At 64.3% G+C, this 17,790-nt stretch carries 18 protein-coding genes; 5 read left to right on the top strand and 13 right to left on the bottom strand.

The features are described from left to right. Window positions 1-78: 78 nt before the first annotated feature. Window positions 79-942 (top strand): translation initiation factor 3, encoded by an 864-nt coding sequence (locus tag ACQY4V_RS05780; protein WP_428515926.1) that lies wholly within the window; start codon window positions 79-81, stop codon window positions 940-942. Between the two features lie 75 nt (window positions 943-1,017). Here the strand turns inward: ACQY4V_RS05780 and ACQY4V_RS05785 are convergent, their stop codons facing one another. The 6 genes from ACQY4V_RS05785 to cysG form a co-directional block, all read right to left on the bottom strand. Beyond that, window positions 1,018-1,863 (bottom strand): ferredoxin--NADP reductase, encoded by an 846-nt coding sequence (locus ACQY4V_RS05785; RefSeq protein ID WP_428515927.1) that lies wholly within the window; start codon window positions 1,861-1,863, stop codon window positions 1,018-1,020. 71 nt (window positions 1,864-1,934) lie between these two features. Further along, window positions 1,935-2,366: a DUF934 domain-containing protein gene (locus ACQY4V_RS05790; protein WP_428515928.1), complete on the bottom strand. Its 432-nt coding sequence runs from the start codon at window positions 2,364-2,366 to the stop codon at window positions 1,935-1,937. Continuing rightward, window positions 2,363-3,109 carry a phosphoadenylyl-sulfate reductase gene (locus ACQY4V_RS05795; protein ID WP_428515929.1) on the bottom strand — a complete coding sequence of 249 codons (747 nt, stop codon included), beginning with the start codon at window positions 3,107-3,109 and terminating at the stop codon, window positions 2,363-2,365. Before ACQY4V_RS05795 ends, ACQY4V_RS05790 begins: the two co-directional genes overlap by 4 nt. Beyond that, window positions 3,096-4,763 (bottom strand): nitrite/sulfite reductase, encoded by a 1,668-nt coding sequence (locus ACQY4V_RS05800; RefSeq protein WP_428515930.1) that lies wholly within the window; start codon window positions 4,761-4,763, stop codon window positions 3,096-3,098. Before ACQY4V_RS05800 ends, ACQY4V_RS05795 begins: the two co-directional genes overlap by 14 nt. Next, on the bottom strand, window positions 4,763-5,065 hold the full coding sequence (locus tag ACQY4V_RS05805; protein WP_222449968.1) for a DUF2849 domain-containing protein: 303 nt from the start codon (window positions 5,063-5,065) through the stop codon (window positions 4,763-4,765). The genes ACQY4V_RS05800 and ACQY4V_RS05805 overlap by 1 nt, the downstream gene beginning before the upstream one ends. Next, a complete protein-coding gene (gene cysG / locus ACQY4V_RS05810) occupies window positions 5,065-6,459 on the bottom strand; it encodes a siroheme synthase CysG (protein ID WP_428515931.1) in 1,395 nt (464 codons plus the stop codon). Before cysG ends, ACQY4V_RS05805 begins: the two co-directional genes overlap by 1 nt. A gap of 146 nt (window positions 6,460-6,605) precedes the next feature. Here cysG and ACQY4V_RS05815 point away from each other — a divergent pair, with 146 nt between their 5' ends. Then, entirely contained in the window at window positions 6,606-7,067 is a 462-nt protein-coding gene (locus ACQY4V_RS05815) for an Lrp/AsnC family transcriptional regulator (protein ID WP_057794009.1), read from the top strand. Window positions 7,068-7,071: 4 nt separating this feature from the next. Here the strand turns inward: ACQY4V_RS05815 and tpiA are convergent, their stop codons facing one another. The 7 genes from tpiA to ACQY4V_RS05850 form a co-directional block, all read right to left on the bottom strand. Continuing rightward, complete coding sequence (tpiA, locus tag ACQY4V_RS05820; RefSeq protein WP_428515932.1) at window positions 7,072-7,824, bottom strand: triose-phosphate isomerase; 753 nt, start codon at window positions 7,822-7,824, stop codon at window positions 7,072-7,074. A gap of 59 nt (window positions 7,825-7,883) precedes the next feature. After that, a complete protein-coding gene (locus tag ACQY4V_RS05825) occupies window positions 7,884-8,234 on the bottom strand; it encodes a HesB/IscA family protein (protein WP_057794005.1) in 351 nt (116 codons plus the stop codon). Between the two features lie 32 nt (window positions 8,235-8,266). Next, the gene (locus ACQY4V_RS05830) at window positions 8,267-8,986 is read right to left on the bottom strand and encodes a DUF3307 domain-containing protein (RefSeq protein WP_428515933.1); all 720 of its coding nucleotides are present in this window, start codon (window positions 8,984-8,986) and stop codon (window positions 8,267-8,269) included. Then, window positions 8,983-9,591: a MarR family transcriptional regulator gene (locus ACQY4V_RS05835; RefSeq protein ID WP_428515934.1), complete on the bottom strand. Its 609-nt coding sequence runs from the start codon at window positions 9,589-9,591 to the stop codon at window positions 8,983-8,985. Before ACQY4V_RS05835 ends, ACQY4V_RS05830 begins: the two co-directional genes overlap by 4 nt. 50 nt (window positions 9,592-9,641) lie before the next feature. After that, a complete protein-coding gene (locus tag ACQY4V_RS05840; protein WP_057794000.1) occupies window positions 9,642-10,004 on the bottom strand; it encodes an SUF system Fe-S cluster assembly protein in 363 nt (120 codons plus the stop codon). 214 nt (window positions 10,005-10,218) lie between these two features. Beyond that, on the bottom strand, window positions 10,219-11,625 hold the full coding sequence (gene rimK, locus ACQY4V_RS05845; protein ID WP_152495789.1) for a 30S ribosomal protein S6--L-glutamate ligase: 1,407 nt from the start codon (window positions 11,623-11,625) through the stop codon (window positions 10,219-10,221). A 104-nt stretch (window positions 11,626-11,729) separates the two neighbouring features. Further along, the gene (locus ACQY4V_RS05850) at window positions 11,730-13,403 is read right to left on the bottom strand and encodes a mechanosensitive ion channel family protein (protein ID WP_428515935.1); all 1,674 of its coding nucleotides are present in this window, start codon (window positions 13,401-13,403) and stop codon (window positions 11,730-11,732) included. A 151-nt stretch (window positions 13,404-13,554) separates the two neighbouring features. Here ACQY4V_RS05850 and tgt point away from each other — a divergent pair, with 151 nt between their 5' ends. From tgt to lon, 3 genes are all read left to right on the top strand, one after another. Continuing rightward, window positions 13,555-14,685 carry a tRNA guanosine(34) transglycosylase Tgt gene (gene tgt, locus ACQY4V_RS05855; RefSeq protein WP_428515936.1) on the top strand — a complete coding sequence of 377 codons (1,131 nt, stop codon included), beginning with the start codon at window positions 13,555-13,557 and terminating at the stop codon, window positions 14,683-14,685. A 16-nt stretch (window positions 14,686-14,701) separates the two neighbouring features. Beyond that, window positions 14,702-14,890 (top strand): hypothetical protein, encoded by a 189-nt coding sequence (locus ACQY4V_RS05860; protein ID WP_428515937.1) that lies wholly within the window; start codon window positions 14,702-14,704, stop codon window positions 14,888-14,890. 467 nt (window positions 14,891-15,357) lie between these two features. Continuing rightward, window positions 15,358-17,769, top strand: coding sequence for an endopeptidase La (gene lon, locus ACQY4V_RS05865; protein WP_428515938.1), 2,412 nt, complete (start codon window positions 15,358-15,360; stop codon window positions 17,767-17,769). Window positions 17,770-17,790 lie beyond the last annotated feature (21 nt).

A 17,790-nucleotide genomic window follows, 5' to 3' on the forward strand; every position in this document is an offset into this window, starting at 1 on the left:
ATTTTACGCTTCATCTCGAAGCAACGTTAAGGCAGGCTGTGACTGTCTCTAGATACCTGCCAGTTGAGGGGAATACCAATGAGAAACATTTTGTGGCTGATCGTCGCCCTGGTCATTCTTGCCGGCGGCTACATGCTGTTCACCGGCAAGTCTCCGCAGGAGGTCGTGGAAGAGGTCTCCGAGACCGTGTCGACACCCGAAGAGCTGGAAAGTGCCGGCGATGCCGCCGGTGAAGCGGTCGAGAACGCCGTCGAGGACACCGGCCAAGCGCTGGACGAGGCTGCCGAGGCAACCGAGGAGGCCGCCGAAGATGCCGCGGCGGCCGCAGAAGATGCTGTCGATGCTGCCGGGGAAGCCGCCGATGAAGCGGCGCAGGACGCGGTCGAGGCTGGCGACGACGCGGCCAATTTCGCCGAGGACACCGCGTCGGATGCCGCCAACTCGGCCAGTGAAGCCGCGGATGATGCGGCGGAAGCCGCCGCCGACGCCGCGGATGCGACCGGGCAGACAGCCGAGGAAGTCGCCGAAGAAACGACGCAAGCCGCCTCGGACGCCGCAGATGCCGCCGCTGACACTGCAAGCGACGCGGCGGATGCGACGGAAGAGGCCGCCGAGGATGCGGCTGACGAGGCCGCGGATGCGACGAGCGATGCGGCAGCTGCAACCGAAAACGCGGCAGAAGACGCCGCGAGCGCTACCGAAGAGGCCGCGGAAGACGCCGCGACCGAAGCCGGGGACGCAGCCGAGGCGACCGAGACCTCCATCGAGCAGTTGCTGACGCCCGAGGGGTTCGATTACGACAAGGTTGCGGACTACATCGACAATTCCGGCCTCGGCCCGGTGCAGAAGACAGGGCTGAAATCCAGCCTGGAAGCCGCGCGGGACAATCCCGATATGCTGGACAGCGCGCTGGACGCGGTGCGTGAAGCGCTCAACATCTGATCGCATCAGGCTGCTGAAACAAGAAAACCCGCGCTGCGAACAGCGCGGGTTTTTTCGTTTTTCGGCTGACAAGGTTCAGTCGAGAAAGGCTTTTTCGACCACGTATTCCTTCGGATCGGAGTTGGCACCCTCGCGCAGGCCGTATTCCTCCAGCATTTCCTTGATCTCAAGGTTGAACGCCAGGTTGCCGCAGACCATCGCGCGGTCGATCTCGGGCGTAAGAGACTCAACCCCCAGGTCTTCGAAGACTTCGCCCTTGCGCATCAAGTCTGTGATGCGGCCCATCTTCGGGCTCTCCTCTCGCGTTGTGGTGGGGTAATAGCGCAGCTTCTCGTGAAAGCCTTCGCCGATCAGTTCGGCCAGCATCTCGTCGCTGCGGATGCTGTCGATCAGCTCCTTGCCGTAGGTCAGCTCACCCACCTCGCGGCAGGTATGGGTGATGATCACCTCGTCATAATCGGTATAGGTTTGCGGATCGCGCAACAGCGAGGCGAAAGGCGCAAAGCCGGTGCCCGTTGCGAAAAGCCACAGGAGCTTGCCGGGCAAGAGGGCGTCATGCACCAGCGTTCCCACGGGCTTGGGCCGCAGAATGATTTCGTCGCCCGGCTGGATGTGCTGCAGGCGGCTGGTCAGGGGGCCGTCCTGCACCTTGATCGAGTAAAACTCCAGCTCGTCGTCCCAAGACGGAGACGCGATGGAATAGGCCCGCAGCAGGGGCTTTTCCTTGCCGGTCTTCTCGTCTTTCTGCATCAGCCCGATCATCACGAACTCGCCCGAGCGAAAGCGCAGGCTGGCGGGTCGGGTGGTGCGGAAGGAAAACAGCCGGTCGGTCCAGTGCTTGACCGCCGTCACGGTCTGGGCGTCGGGCAGGGTGGGGACTTTGACGGGTTTCGCTTCGGTCACGGTCACGGTCTCGTTCATCAGCAATCATCGCCCGGGGTCTTAGCCCGGGCGCCTCCTCGTATACTTTGATTCAGGTCAGATGACAGGGGTTATTCCGCGGGAATCCTGCCGCGCTCGGCCCCGCGCAGGCGTGCCTGGTAGTCATGCGCCTGCCAATTCGCCCGGAACAGCCATTGGTCCTCGGGCTGCCGTTGGGCCAGGTCGTCCGAGATTTCCACCTCGTCGAAACCGGCCCGGCGCGCCATCGCGTATTGGTCGGCGATGACATGGCCGCGCGCCCGCAGGCGCCCCTTGAAGCCCATCAGCCGGAGTTGCCGCGCGATGGTGAACCCGCGCCCGTCGGAAAAGCTGGGAAAGTCGACGCGGATCATCGGGATGTCAGATATCCGCCCGGCCAGCTCATTGGGGTCGTTGCTGGACGCAAGATCGATGGCACAGCCAGGATGCGCGTCGTTCAGCGCGGCGATGGGACCGTCCCAGTCGTCGCTTGTAAAGCCTTGATCGGTCACGATAACGCTCATGCCGTTTCTCCTGTTCTGACGGGTTTTCCGTTGACGAAATGAATGCCGCATTCGGATTTGTCGGTGCCTCGCCAGCGGCCCGCGCGGGCGTCTTCGCCGGCGGCCACACGGCTGGTGCAGGGTTTGCACCCGATGGACGGATAGCCTTGCGCCACCAGCGGATGCCGGGGCAGGCGGTTTTCTTCCATGTAGGTCTGCACGTCTTCTCGGGTCCAATGCGCCAGCGGGTTGACCTTCATCCGGCCCGTGGACTCTTCGGTCTCGAAGAAATCGAGCGCCGCCCGGTCACCACCGTGATAGCGTTTGCGCCCGGTGATCCAGCCGTCGAACCCTTGCAGCGCGCGTTGTAGCGGCACCGTCTTGCGCAGGGTGCAGCAGGCGTCGGTGTCGGATTGGTGCAGGGTCCCGTTGGGGTCCTGCCGGGCCACCGCGTCGGTGTCGGGACGGATGATGCGCAGGTCCTTCAGGCCAAGGCGTTCGGCCAGTTCCTGCTGGTAGACCAGCGTTTCGGCAAACAGCATCTCGGTATCGAGAAAGATCACCGGCGTGTCGCGCTTCAGCACCGAAATCATGTGCAAAAGCACCACGGATTCCGCGCCGAAGCTGGACACGAGCGCCAGCTTGCCCGCCTCGGGGCTGGCCAGCGCATGGCGCAGCACGGCGGTCGCGGAGTTCAGGCGATACCACTCGTTCAGACCCGAGACCCGGGTCGGCAGGCTGGTGTCGATCTTACTCTGCAGCATAGGCCTTGTCCTGTTCGTAGAGGGCGGTCTTGAACGGCGCCATGCCGACACGGCGGTAGAATTGCAGGAACGTCTCGTCCCGGTCCTGCCGCTGGTCGAGATAGGTCTCGACGATGCGTTCGACGGCCGGAATGATCTCGTCGGCCGAGAATCCCGGTCCGGTACGGTCGCCGATAGCCGCGGTCTCGGTGTGGTCGCCACCCAGCGTGATCTGGTAGTTCTCGACGCCTGCGCGATCGAGCCCGAGGATGCCGATATGGCCCACATGGTGATGGCCGCAGGCGTTGATGCAGCCCGAGATCTTGATCTTCAACTCGCCGATATCATGCTCCAGCTTCAACTCGTCGAAGCGGGTGGCGATCTGCTGGGCGATCGGAATGGACCGCGCCGTGGCCAGCGCGCAGTAATCCATGCCGGGGCAGGCGATGATATCCGAGATCAGGCCGATATTCGCCGTGGCCAACCCGTGCTTTTTCAGGATGGCGTGCAGCGCGGGCAGGTAGGACTTGTGCACATGCGGCAGGATCACGTTCTGTTCGTGGCTGATGCGCAGCTCGTCATGGCCGTAGAACTCGGCAAGGTCGGCCATCACCCGCATCTGGTCCGCCGTGGCGTCACCGGGCGTGGCGCCATGGGCCTTGAGGCTGATCTGTACGATAGCATAGCCGGGCGCACGGTGCGCGACGAGGTTCGTGTCGGCCCAGGACCGGAAGATCGGGTCGGTCTTGTACGTGGTCTCGAACACCTCGGTGCCGTCCTGCCGGAACGCCGGCGGTGCGAAGGCGGTCTTGATGTCTTCGAAGAGAGCTACGTCGATGCCGCTGAACGTGGGGCGGATAATCTCGAACCGCTCCTGAACCCGGGCGCGGATATCGTCGATGCCGTGCTCGTGCACAGTGATCTTGATGCGCGACTTGTACTTGTTGTCGCGCCGGCCCAGCAGGTTCCAGACGCTGACCGTGGCCTCGATAAAAGGCAGCAGGTCTTCCTGGCTGACGAAATCGGTCAGCACCTTGCCGATCATCGGCGTCCGGCCAAGGCCACCGCCGACGAGAACGCGGTAGCCGATTTCGCCGTCGCGCTCGACGATCTGGATGCCGATATCGTGCGCCTTGATCACGGCGCGGTCGTTCGGGCTGCCGGTCACGGCGATCTTGAACTTGCGCGGCAGGAACTGGAATTCGGGGTGGTCGGTGGACCACTGCCGCAAGAGTTCCGCCACTGGGCGAGGATCGGCGATCTCGTCCTCGGCGGCGCCGGCGAAATGATCGGCGGTCACGTTGCGGATGGTGTTGCCGGAGGTCTGGATCGCGTGCATCTCGACCTCGGCCAGCGCCTCGAGAATCTCGGGCACGTCGCGCAGTTCGGGCCAGTTGAACTGGATGTTCTGGCGCGTGGTGAAATGGCCGTAACCCTTGTCCCATGTCTCGGCGATATGGGCGAGCTGACGCATCTGGCGCGAGTTGATCGTGCCATAGGGGATGGCCACGCGCAGCATGTAGGCGTGCAGTTGCAGGTAGAGGCCATTCATCAGGCGCAGCGGCTTGAACTCGTCCTCGGTGAGGTTGCCGGCGATGCGGCGCTCGACCTGGGCACGGAACTGGCGGTTGCGCTCGGCCACGAAGGCCGCGTCGAATTCGGAATAGGAATACATCAGTTTACCTCGGCTTGCTTGCCATGGTGGTAGTTGGATGGCCCGGTCCGGCGGAACTCCTCGCGGAAATGCGTCGGCTGGGGGCCGTTGTCAGAGGGCTTGGCATCGGCCAGATACGCGCCGACGACCAATTCCGGCTGACCTTCGGCCTGCGCCAGCCGCAGATTGGCGAGGGCTTCGTCGCTGATCAACTCGGCCTCGGAAAGGTGCCGTGTCCAGCGGTCGTCGGCGGTTTGGTAAACGACGTCGCCTTCGAGCAGCGCATTGGCGGTGACGACCTTGGGCGTGAATTCTCTGGGCATCAGGCGAACTCCTGGGTCGAGAGGGAAAGACTTGCCTCGGCGGCACGGGGGGCGAGGCCGATGAAGGTGAGGGCGGGGCCGTCGAGATCGGCGGCTTCCAGATCCTGCGCCATGCGGGCCACGGTGGTGGCGACGATGCGCTGTTCCGGGCGCGAGGCATTTTCGACGATGCTGACAGGGGTTGCGCGGTCCGCCCCGTGCATCAGCAGACGGCCCTGGATGAATCGGCTGGACTTCTTGCCCATGTAGATCGCGGCAACCTCGCCGGGTTGGGCGAGGGCGGCCCAGTCCTGCTCGGCATAGCCTTTCATGTCATGGCCGGTAACGAAGCGGACGGCGGCGTTGCGCTTGCGCTTGGTCAGGCTTTGGCCGATGGCGGCTACACCGGCCGAGGCAGCGGTGATCCCGGGCACGATGTGCCAGCCGATCCCGGCGGCATCGACCGCGTCGATTTCTTCGTCGAGTCGGCCGAATACGGTCGGATCGCCACCTTTCAGGCGCACCACCTGCGCGCCGGTGGCGGCGTGTTCGACGATCAGCGCGTTGATATCCTCCTGCGACATCGAAGGGCCAAAGCCGGTTTTGCCGGCGTCGATCAGCGTCGCTTCGCGGCGGGCAAGTTCAAGGATTTCGGGCGTGACAAGCCGGTCGTGGATCACCACGTCGGCGGCGTCGAGCGCCTTGCGGGCCTTGAGCGTCAGCAGTTCCGGATCACCCGGGCCGGCGCCGACGAAGGCCACGTGACCCTGACGTTCTTCGGCCTTCACATGGGTGTCCAGAAGGGTGGGCAGAACCGCGTTGACGGCTTCTTCGCCGCCTTCATCCATCGCACGCGGGCCGGTTCCGAAATAGTACTCCGACCAGAAGTCACGGCGCTTGCGGCCCATGGGCAGCACCTCGACCGCCTTGCGGAATGCCTTGCCGATCCGGGCGAGGGTGCCCAGCGTGGCGGGCAGGCGCTCTTCCAGATCGGCCTTGATCGCGCGGGCCAGAACGGGCGCCGCGCCCTCGGTGCCGATGGCGACGGTTACCGGGTCACGATCCACGATCGCGGGCGTGATGAACGCGCTGTCCTGCAAGTTGTCGACGATATTCACCAGCGCGCCATCGGCGCGGGCGATGGCGGAGGTGCGGGCATCCTCGGCCTCGTCCTCGTCCGCGGCGTAGAACAGTACGGCGCAGGTCGTGTCACCGGGCTCCATCGCGCGGCGCACAAGGCGCAGTTTGCCGGCGGCGTGCCAGTCTTCGATCTCTTGCGCGGGAGACGAGGCGAACACCGTCAGGTGCGCTTCGGTTTTCAGCAGCAGGCGCAGCTTGGCCAGGGCCGCGTCACCGCCGCCGGACAGTACGACGCGACGGCCCTCGAGCGCGACGAAGATGGGAAAATGTTTCACGGGAGCTGGCCTCCGGCTGCGATTGACTTGTCCTTAGATATAGAAAATATTCCCGGTATTGCGCCACTGGTCGGTGCGAATAAGGACATGCGTTCCAAAATGCATTCAGTGGACAGGGCGTGTTCCGGGAAAAGGGAAATTGTGGAATGAGTGTTCGCCTTGACGAACTGGATCGGAAAATCCTCTTGGAACTGCAAAAGGACGGGGGGCAGTCGCTGGACGATATCGCCAAATCCGTGGGCAGTTCGAAGACGCCGGTGTGGAACCGGATTCGCAAGATGCGGGAAGGCGGCGTGATCCGCCAGCAGACTTTTTTGCTGGATCCCGAGGCGTTGGGGCTGGAGGCCTGTTTCTTCGTCCTGATCCGCACGTCAGAGCACGACAAGGAGTGGCAGGACAGGTTTCTGAATGCTCTAAGGACCCGGCCGGAGGTGATGGAGGCGCACCGGCTGGCAGGTGATATCGACTATATCCTGAAGGTCGTGGTCAGCAACGCGCGGGCCTACGACACCTTCTACCAGGCGCTGATTTCAGAGGTGAAAGTGCACAACGTCACCGCGCTCTTATCGATGGAAGAGATCAAGTCGACGACGATGTTGCCGGTCTAGACGATCAGGTCGATTGCTCCAATGCCTTGATAATGGGCGAGAAATCCGCGGCCTTGAGGCTTGCGCCGCCGACGAGGGCGCCGTCGACATTGTCGGTGGCGAAAATCTCGGCGGCGTTGTCGGGCTTTACCGATCCGCCGTAGAGCAGGGGGATCGCACGGCCGTCCTCAGCGCCGAAGCGGCGGATCATGCTGGCGCGGATGAAATCGTGAACCTCGTCGATCTGTTCGGTCGTGGGAATCTTGCCGGTGCCGATGGCCCAGATCGGCTCGTAGGCGATCACCGTATTGGCCGCGGTGCAGGCATCGGGCAGGGACGCGGCGAGTTGGCCGCCGATGATATCGAGCGTGTTGGCCGCCTCGCGCTGCGCCAGCGACTCGCCCACGCAGACGATGGCGACCAGCCCGGCGGCGTGGGCCGCGCGGATCTTGGCGTTGACGTCATCGCTGCTCTCGCCGTGATCTTCGCGCCGTTCGGAATGTCCGAGGATGACGCTGGTGGCGCCGGCGTCGGACAGCATTTCGGCAGAGATATCGCCGGTATGGGCGCCACTGACCTGCGCGTGACAATCCTGCCCGCCGATCTGAACGGACGCGTCCGCCACGAGCGCCGCAGCCGGATGTATCAGCGTGGCGGGCGGGCAGATCAGGATGTCCACGGACGGATTTGGATGCGCCTGTGCGAGAGCGGACAATTCCTGCAAGGCACAGCGCGTGCCGTTCATCTTCCAGTTACCAGCCGCCAGCTTACGCGCCATTCCTTACCTCCGGGTTAATTGACCGGAGTGGTAGCGGCTCGGGCCGGGCGGGGCAACGGCTACATGCCTTCGAACTTGATCGACTCGCCGCAGCCGCACGCCTCGGTGACATTGGGATTGTTGAAGACGAAGCCCGATTCCAGAAGCGAGGTCTGGTAGTCGATTTCGGTCCCGAAGAGGAACATCTGCGCCATGGGCGCGATCATGACGCGGGCGCCGTCCTGCTCGACCACTTCGTCGTTTGGGTCGACCTCGGTCACGTAGTCCATGGTGTATTCCATGCCCGCGCAGCCGCCTTTCTTGACGCCGATGCGCAGGCCCTGGTGGCCGTCCTTGTCCATCAGGCGGGCAATCATCGACGCCGCTTTGGGGGTCATGGTGACCGCCTGTTTGCCTGGAATTCCGAACATGGTGCTGCCTTTCTCGCTGCGTTGACCTCAATCTAAGCAAGCCACCCGGCAATCTCAAGCGGCGGCAGCAATTCCATCCAGGCGCGGGTGGCCTCGGCCACCAGGAACGCCCATGCAAAGGAGGCCAGCGTGCCGATGATCACGTATTCCGCCGTTTTCTGATCCCGCGCGGCGGTGCCGAAGCGCAGGATGGACTTGGCAGTGATCAAAAAGCCCACGGCAAGCGGTTGATTTGCCATGACGAAAAAGAAGATCAGGCCCCGCTCGATCAGCCCGATCTGGCGGCCGCCGTTGCGCAGGCCGCGTTGCTGGATCAGCGTGCCATGCGAGCGCATCAAGAGGCCGATGGCGTATTGTCCGGCGACCAGGGTCGCGATCAGGCCGGAGAGAAGCGCCATCAGCGGCAACAGGGTGGGCATGTCGGCCCAGGCGCCGGTGGCCCAGAGGGTGGGGGCGTAGAACGCGACGGCGACAACCACCAAAAGGTGCAGGGCCTGATCGGCGAGGAACGCCGTCAGGCCCTTGAAATTGCCGTAGGTTTTGGCGCAGTCGATCGCGAGGTGCAGGCCTGCGAGCGCCAGGACCGGCAAAGCGTCCACGTGGCCCAGCGCGGCCATGGAGGCCACCAGAACCACCGCCCCGTGCAGAAGCATGACGCCGAAATGGCGCTTGTGGCGATGGATCCAGTCGGTTTGCAGGATGAAATCGGCCACGACATGAGCAAAGAGGAGGGCGGTCAAGGTTTCGATCATTCCGACTTCTCCAGCAGTGTCAGGGCATCGTGCAGGGCGGGGTAGCCGGCGGCATGAAGCGCCTGGTCAATGGCCTGGCGGGAGATGCCGAGGCGGTCGGCGGCGACGCGGCGCGGCCCGGTTCCGGGGGGCAGCATCGCGGCCACGGCGCGGGCCTGCGCCTGGGTCCAGCCCTGCGCGATATGGTCGGCAAGTCGGAAGGTGGCGTCGAGTGGGCCACCGGCGGCGTGGGCCAGGAGCGTGTTGCCCGAGAGCGACTCCAGCAGGCGGCCAGAGGCGCTGAACGCAGGGCCGTGGGCACTGTTGGGGTTGACGTCGGAGAGGGTGCCCTTGCCGGTCGCCACGGCGATGCGCGTTTGCACTGCCGGCTCCAACGCCATCAGGCTGGATTGCAGGTAAAGCGTTGATCTAAGGGTGTATTCAGCCGGATTGACCGCCAGTTGCCAGCCGTCCCCGCCACGTCGTCCGAACGCAGCCGTGGCGCCTTGGCCCCAGGCGGAGATGTCATCTGACAGCCGGTCGAGGCAGGCCATGACATCGTCCAGACGGTCCGCCGAAAGGGCGGAGGAGTCAACGATATCGCCGGTGAAGACGGTCCAGATCATATGCAAGTAATATTACTTGCTTTTGCAAAATGCAAGCGTTTTTGCTTGCCTTACATGAACCCGAGTTCGAGCCTTGCCTCGTCGCTCATCATGTCCATGCCCCAGGGTGGCTCCCAGGTCAGATCAACATCAACCTGTTTAACACCTGCTAACGGCTCGATCGCCTCGGCGACCCAGCCGGGCATTTCGCCGGCGACGGGGCAACCCGGGGCGGTGAGGGTCATGATGACGCTGACCTCGTTCTGGGGGGTGATGTCGATCGTGTAGATCAGCCCGAGGTCATAGATATTCACAGGGATTTCAGGGTCATAGACCGAGCGGCACGCTTCGACGATCTGGTCGTAAAGCGGGTGATCCGTGCTGGAGGGCGCGATCAGCGGCGCGCCTTCGAGGGGTTCTGGCTGTTGGGTCATGTCACGTCCTGTGCCGTTATCCGACTGAATATATAAGGATATGAGAGCGCCGCGTCCAGAGGGGGTGCGGTGGATTAACGCCCCGATATTGGCCGGATCGGGTGGGGGTGACATGCGTACACCCCGCGTGCACCCCCCGTACACCGCCGCGGCGCAGCACCGCGCGGCGCGAAAGGGTTAACGCGCGCCGGGTGACGTTGCGCTCCCCCCGGGTTCACTTGCTGGTGCGTCGCCGCCGCACGGGTTCGGGGCGCACGCGGGCCTCGATATCATCGTAGAGCATCCCGACGATGTTCTTGCCGGTCGAATTCTCGATCCCCTCCATGCCGGGCGAGGAGTTGACCTCGAGCACCTTGGGGCCGGCCTCGGCCCGCAGAAGATCGACGCCGGCGAGCCCCAGGCCGAAGGCGCGGGCGGCGCGCAGGGCGGTCTCGCGCTCGGTCTTGGTGATGCGCACGGACTTGGCAGAGCCGCCGCGGTGCAGGTTGGAGCGGAAATCGCCCTCGGCCCCGGTGCGTTTCATCGAGGCCACGACCTTGCCGCCGATCACGAGACAGCGGATGTCCTCGCCCGCGGCCTCCTTGACGAAATCCTGCACGAGGAAGTTGGCCTTGAGGCCGCGGAAGGCGTCGATCACGCTCTCGGCCGCCTTCTTGGTTTCGGCCAGCACGACGCCCTTGCCTTGGGTGGATTCCAGCAGTTTGACGATCAGCGGCGCGGTGCCGACGAGGCCGATGAGGTTGCCGGTGTCCTGCGGCGAGGCGGCGAAGGCGGTGTTGGGCATCCCGACCTTGGCGCGGGCCATGAGCTGATGCGCGTAGAGCTTGTCGCGGCTGGAGGAGATGCCGGCGGAGGGGTTCACGCAGTAGGTGCCGATGGTTTCGAACTGACGCACCACGGCGGCGCCGTAGGAGGTGATCGAGGCGCCGATGCGCGGGATCACGGCATCGTAGCGGGGCAGGCGTTTGCCGTCGTAATGCACCTCGGGCGCCAGCGTGTTGATCGCCATGTAGCAGCGGGTGGTGTTGATGACCTCGACGGAATGGCCGCGCTTCTCGCCTTCCTCGACGAGGCGGCGGGTCGAGTAGTTGTCTTCGCGCGAGAGCACCGCGATGCGCAAGGAGCGGTTGGGCTGGGCCTCGCGCATCTTCTTGGTGTGGTAGACGTCGTAGTTGAGCTCGGGCTGAAGGAAGCGGTCGGTGGCGACGATCGAGATGTGATCCTTGAGCGCGGTGCGGCCCAGGAGCATCCGGCTGTTCATGGTGGAGCGGTTGGTGAGCGTGATCTCGATCGGCCAGGACTGGCCCGAGACCTCGAGCTTGCTTTCGATGACGTAGCGCAGTTCCTTCTCGCCGTTCGAGGACGCGACCTCGCGCCGGTCGACGATGGGGGCCGAGCAGGGGATCACGAGGTCGTCGCGGCCCGGGATGGGGTGGACGGTGAACCGGACCTTGGGTTTCGAGGACGGCCCGAAGGTCTCGATGTCGAAGGCGTGGAGCGCCGAGGTGCGCGCGCCGGTGTCGACCTTGGCCCGCAACGCCGGCACGCCCAGTCCGGGCAGGGAAATCCATTCTTCCCAGCCAAAGTTCAGGATCTCGGGGCTGTCGGCGGATGCTGTCATGGGGTGGCCTTTTGATTGTTGATCGGTCGACGGTGGAACTGCAAGTTTCACCACGTAATCAATGTCGGCACAAGGTTACGGTGGGATGACGGTCGCGGGCACCTTCAGCCGCCGGGATAATCCTGCACCGGGCCCTGCGGCAGGAAGGGCTTGCCGGTTTCCTTTTCCAGCTCGGCGGCGCGGGTCAGCAGGCGTTCGCGGCAGGCGGTTTCGAGATCCCAGAAGGTGGACTGGTCGGGGGTGGGCAGGGCGAAGAGGACCTTCTTGCCGAAGATGTCCTGATCCTCGACCCATACGCCGGCGTCGTCCTTCGATCCCAGCGTGCCGTCGTCGATCTCGTCCATGATCTGGAAGAACGCCGTGCGCAGGGCGGACACATCGGCGGTCTGGGCGAAGGTGAGGCGGATCGGCCGGGTCATCTCGCGGTCGCCGGCGGAGAGGTTCTCGAAGGGATGCTTGACGAAGTGGCTGACCGGCACGATGAAGCGGTTGCCGGTCCAGATCGCCAGCTGGACATAGGTGAAATGGATGCGCTCGACGGTGCAGAAGCGGTCCTCGAAGATGATCTGGTCGCCGATCCGGGCCGAGCGGTTGAGCGCGATCTGCACGGCGGCCAGGAGGTTGCCCAGCACCTCGCGGGCGGCGAAACCCAGGACGATGGTGATCGCACCGGCCCCGGCCAGCAGGGTGTAGCCCAGCGAGTTGAAGACCTGCACCGAGCTGAGCAGCGTGGCGGCGCCGGCGATCACGGCCAGGATGATGACGAACTTGCGAAAGCCCGACAGCATGGTGGCCATGTTGCGATAGTGCGCGTTGCCCGGGATGGCGAGTTCCTCGGGGCTGTTGAGGCTGACGCGGTCGAAGATCTCGTCGGCGACGCGCACGGCGGCCAGGGCGAAGCCGATGACATAGCCCAAAAGGACCAGGGGTCCGACGACGACACTTATCGGGCCGGTGACCACCAGCAGGCGGTTGGTGGTGAAGCCGATGACGGCGGAAATCACCATGATGGTGGCGGGCAGGCGGAAGGCGCGGACGCAGGCCTGCACGATCCGACGGCTGGAGAACTGGCCCAGCCAGCCGACGAGGCGATAGGCGATGTAGCCCAGCAGGAACGCGACGACGGTGATGACGGGCAGTGCCAGCCATTCCCAGATATACATCCCGAACGGGCCGCGTTCGCGCGCCCAGGGGGGCATCGCCATTTCAAGCTCGGTCGGCTTGAAGCGCTCGTAAAGCGCGGGGATGTCGCGCACGCTTTGCCGCGAGATGACCCATACCGCGTCTTCGTTCGCGGGTTTCACGCGGTTGAGGCGCAGGGGCACGGGGCGCTTGTCCAGCTCCAGCATGTTGAGCAGGATCGAGCGGCGCACGCGCCCGGCGCCAGGGTCTTCCTGGGCCCCGTCGAGCCAGCCGTCGGGGCGGTCCGACAGGTCGGTCCAGGGGATCAGGACCTGCCGGTCGATGATCATCTTGAGCTGCCGCGCGAGATCGGCGCCGCGGTTGGCCTGCATCTCGAGCGGCAGATCGCCCAGGTCCAGCAGGTGGGCCGCGGCGCCGTATTCGTCGTCGTCGAAGAAGGACAGGAGGGATTCCACCGTCGAGCGGGGCGTGTCGCGGTCGAGGGACGCGGGCGGCTGGGGCAAGCCGGGATTCAGCAGGTCGATCTCGAAATAGGGCTCCTGCGCAAGTGACGCGACCGCGCCGGACACGAGGACGAAAAGCGCCGCCAGGAGGCTGCGCAGCGAGGCGGCGATAATGTGCATAGGTCTGGTCACGTGTCCCGTCATTTTCGTGCCAGCATAACCCGGTCCGTGCCGGTTTGGTTCATTTTCTTCCGCGCGCCCCGGTCCGGGGCTGAAAACCGGGGTGATTGAAGCTTTCGCCAAAGGCGTTATGGAGGGCGCGGTGAGGTCAGAGGGTGATGACATGACGAACGGGTTCGCTTTCGAGTTGGGCGCAACGGACGGGCAGGCGCGGACGGGGGTGATCCGCACGCCGCGCGGCGAGGTGCGCACGCCGGCCTTCATGCCGGTGGGGACAGCCGCCACGGTCAAGGCGATGATGCCTGAAAGTGTTCGCGAGACGGGGGCGGATATCCTGTTGGGCAACACCTATCACCTGATGCTGCGCCCCACGGCGGAGCGGATCGACGCCCTGGGCGGGTTGCATCGGTTCATGAACTGGGAGCGGCCCATTCTGACCGACAGCGGCGGGTTCCAGGTGATGAGCCTTGCGGGGTTGCGCAAGCTGACCGAGGAGGGCGTCACCTTCAAGAGCCATATCGACGGGTCGAAACACGAGCTGACGCCGGAGCGGTCGATGGACATCCAGCGCCTGTTGGGCAGCGATATCGTGATGTGTTTCGACGAATGCCCCGCGCTGCCGGCGAGCGACGACGAGGTGGCGCGGGCGATGCGCCTGTCGATGCGGTGGGCGGCGCGGTCGAAGGACGCGTTCGGGGACCGGCCGGGGCATGCGCTTTTCGGGATCATGCAGGGCGGCGTGACGCAGGAGCTGCGCCAGGAAAGCGCCAACGTGCTGGTCGAGATCGGGTTCGACGGCTATGCCATCGGCGGGCTGGCGGTGGGCGAGGGGCAGGCGGCGATGTTCGGCGTGCTGGACTATGCCACCGGGTACCTGCCCGACGACAGGCCGCGCTACCTGATGGGGGTGGGCAAGCCCGACGACATCGTCGGTGCGGTCAAACGCGGCGTCGACATGATGGATTGCGTGCTGCCGTCGCGGTCGGGGCGGACGGGGCAGGTGTTCACCCGGCGCGGCGTGCTGAACATCAAGAACGCCCGGCACCAGGACGACCCGCGCCCCCTGGACGAGGCCTGCACCTGTCCGGCGTGCCGGAAGTATTCACGGGCCTATCTGCACCACGTGTTCCGCAGCCAGGAGATCATCAGCTCGATGCTGCTGACCTGGCACAACCTGCATTACTACCAGGAGATCATGGCGGGGATGCGCGAGGCCATCGCCGCGGGCCGGTTCGATGCCTGGGAAGCGGCGTTTCATGCCGGGCGGGCAGAGGGGGATATCACGCCGATTTGACAGCGTTCGCAATGGCTTGGCCGATCCTCCGGCTTTTGGCTCCAAACTGTTTCCAAAACGTGATCCGATTTCTCTAGGCGATGGGCGGTTTTCCGCTTATCCTGTTATCATTACTGGGGAAATGAGTACTATTACAATGACTTATGCTGCCTTTGCCTTTAGCTGGATGTCCGTCGCGCTGTTCGCGGCCGTGCTGCTTGCCTAGTTCAGGCACACGTCGGACCATCCGAGCCCTAAAATTCAGACCGGCACCACGCACCGGGCCGATACATTTTTTTGAACGCTTTGCCGGCAGAGCGCGACCCAGAGGCATCACGACACCGTGACAGGCTGGGAGCGATCAGATGACATATGTGGTATTCACCTTCACCTGGGCCTCTATGGCGGTTCTGGCTGCGGTGCTGCTGGCCTGATCGTGCCGCGCCAGGGCCGCGCCGCGGCGCGCGTCCACGCACGGGCCGAGCCTGCGCGAAAATGCGCAATCACTGTTAAGAACGCGTATATTTGGTGCTTGTGCCTGTCTGCGCCGCGAGTCATGCTGACACCAGCCCCGTGCGGGCCGAGGTTGAAACTGGTCCGAGAGCGCCCAGATTAACCCTATCGAAACGGAGAAGGCCGGTGGTTGCCGCCAAGTCGGGACCGGAGCCTTCTTGCCAATACAGGATACCGAGCATGCAAGATCCCCTTAACGCCTCTTACCCCGTGCTGCCGCTGCGCGATATCGTGGTGTTCCCGCACATGATCGTGCCGCTTTTCGTGGGACGCGAGAAATCGGTCCGGGCGCTGGAAGAGGTGATGCAGGACGACAAGCAGATCCTGCTGTCGAGCCAGATCGACCCGGGCGAGGACGACCCGAATTCGGACGGCATCTATACCGCCGGCGTGCTGGCCAATGTGCTGCAACTGCTGAAACTGCCCGACGGCACCGTCAAGGTGCTGGTCGAGGGCGTGGCGCGGGTGCAGATCACCGAGTACCTGGAGAACGAGAATTTCTTCGAGGCGCGGGCCGAGTACCTGGCCGAGATGCCGGGCGACGCCGCGACGATCGAGGCGCTGCTGCGCACCGTGTCGGACGAGTTCGCGCGCTATGCGAAGGTCAAGAAGAACATCCCCGAAGAGGCGCTGGCCGCCGTGACCGAGGCCGACGACGCCGCCAAGCTGGCCGACCTGGTGTCGGGACACCTGGGCATTGAGGTGGCGCAGAAGCAGGAATTGCTGGAGACGCTGAGCGTCAGCGAGCGGCTTGAGAAGGTCTATGGCCTGATGCAGGGCGAAATGAGCGTGTTGCAGGTCGAGAAGAAGATCAAGACGCGCGTCAAGTCGCAGATGGAGCGCACGCAGCGCGAGTATTACCTGAATGAGCAGATGAAGGCCATTCAGAAGGAGCTGGGCGATGGCGAGGACGGCGAAGGCGAGATTGCCGAGCTGGAAGAGCGCATCGAAGCCACCAAGCTGTCGAAGGAAGCCCGCGAGAAGGCCGAGGGCGAGCTGAAGAAGCTCAAGAACATGAGCCCGATGAGCGCCGAGGCCACGGTCGTGCGCAACTACCTGGACTGGATGCTGTCCATTCCGTGGGGCACGAAATCCCGCGTGAAGAAGGACCTGGGCCGGGCGCAGGATATCCTCGACAAGGACCATTACGGCCTTGAGAAGGTCAAGGAGCGGATCGTCGAGTACCTGGCGGTGCAGCAACGCTCGAAAAAGCTGAAAGGCCCGATCATGTGCCTTGTCGGCCCGCCGGGCGTGGGCAAGACGTCGCTGGGCAAATCCGTTGCGCGCGCCACCGGCCGTGAGTTCATCCGCATCAGCCTGGGCGGAGTGCGCGACGAGTCCGAGATCCGCGGTCACCGCCGGACCTATATCGGCTCGATGCCGGGCAAGATCATCCAGTCGCTGAAGAAGGCGAAGACGACCAACCCGCTGATCCTGCTCGACGAGATCGACAAGATGGGCCAGGATTTCCGGGGCGACCCGGCGTCGGCCATGCTGGAGGTGCTGGACCCCGAGCAGAACGGGACGTTCGTGGACCACTACCTGGAGGTCGAGTACGACTTGTCGAACGTGATGTTCCTGACCACGGCGAACTCCTACAACATGCCGGGGCCGCTGCTCGATAGGATGGAGATCATTCCGTTGGCCGGCTACACCGAGGACGAAAAGCGCGAGATCGCCAAGCAGCACCTTCTGGCCAAGCAGATCAAGAACCACGGTCTGAAGCAGAAGGAGTTCAGCCTGGACGATAGTGCGCTGACGGCGATCATCCGGCATTACACCCGCGAGGCGGGCGTGCGGAACCTCGAGCGCGAGATCAGCAAGGTCTGCCGCAAGGCGCTGACCAAGATCATCAAGAAAGAGGCCGAGCGCGTCGACGTGACCGGCGACAATATCGACGAGTTCCTGGGCGTGAAGAAGTTCCGCTATGGCCTTGCCGAGGAGAAGGACCAGGTTGGTGTCGTCACCGGGCTGGCCTATACCTCGGTGGGTGGTGAGCTTCTGAACATCGAGGCGTTGCGCCTGCCGGGCAAGGGCCGGATGAAGACCACCGGCAAGCTGGGCGACGTGATGAAGGAATCGATCGACGCGGCGTCTAGCTATGTCCGGTCGATCAGCCCGCAGATCGGGGTGAAACCGCCGCGGTTCGAGAACTGGGATATCCACGTGCACGTGCCCGAGGGCGCCACGCCCAAGGATGGCCCCAGCGCGGGCCTGGCGATGGTGACGTCGATCGTGTCGGTGCTGACCGGGATCCCGGTGCGCAAGGACATCGCCATGACCGGCGAGGTCACGCTGCGTGGTAATGCGCTGGCCATCGGCGGTCTGAAGGAGAAGCTGCTGGCGGCCCTGCGCGGTGGTATCAAGACGGTTCTGATCCCGCAGGAAAACGAGAAGGACCTGACCGAAATCCCCGACAACGTGAAGGAGGGGCTGGAGATCATCCCCGTCGAGCATGTCAGCGATGTGCTGCGGCTGGCGCTGGTCAAGGCACCCGAGCCCGTCGAGTGGGACGAAGCCGCCGAGGAGGCGGCTGCCGCCGAGGCCGCGCGAAAGTCGCGGGATGACGGGGCAGGGGCGGTGACCCACTAGGCCGGCCCGACCGTTCGGTGA

The sequence above is a fragment of the Roseovarius sp. genome, assembly GCF_965277045.1.
Classification (GTDB): domain Bacteria; phylum Pseudomonadota; class Alphaproteobacteria; order Rhodobacterales; family Rhodobacteraceae; genus Roseovarius.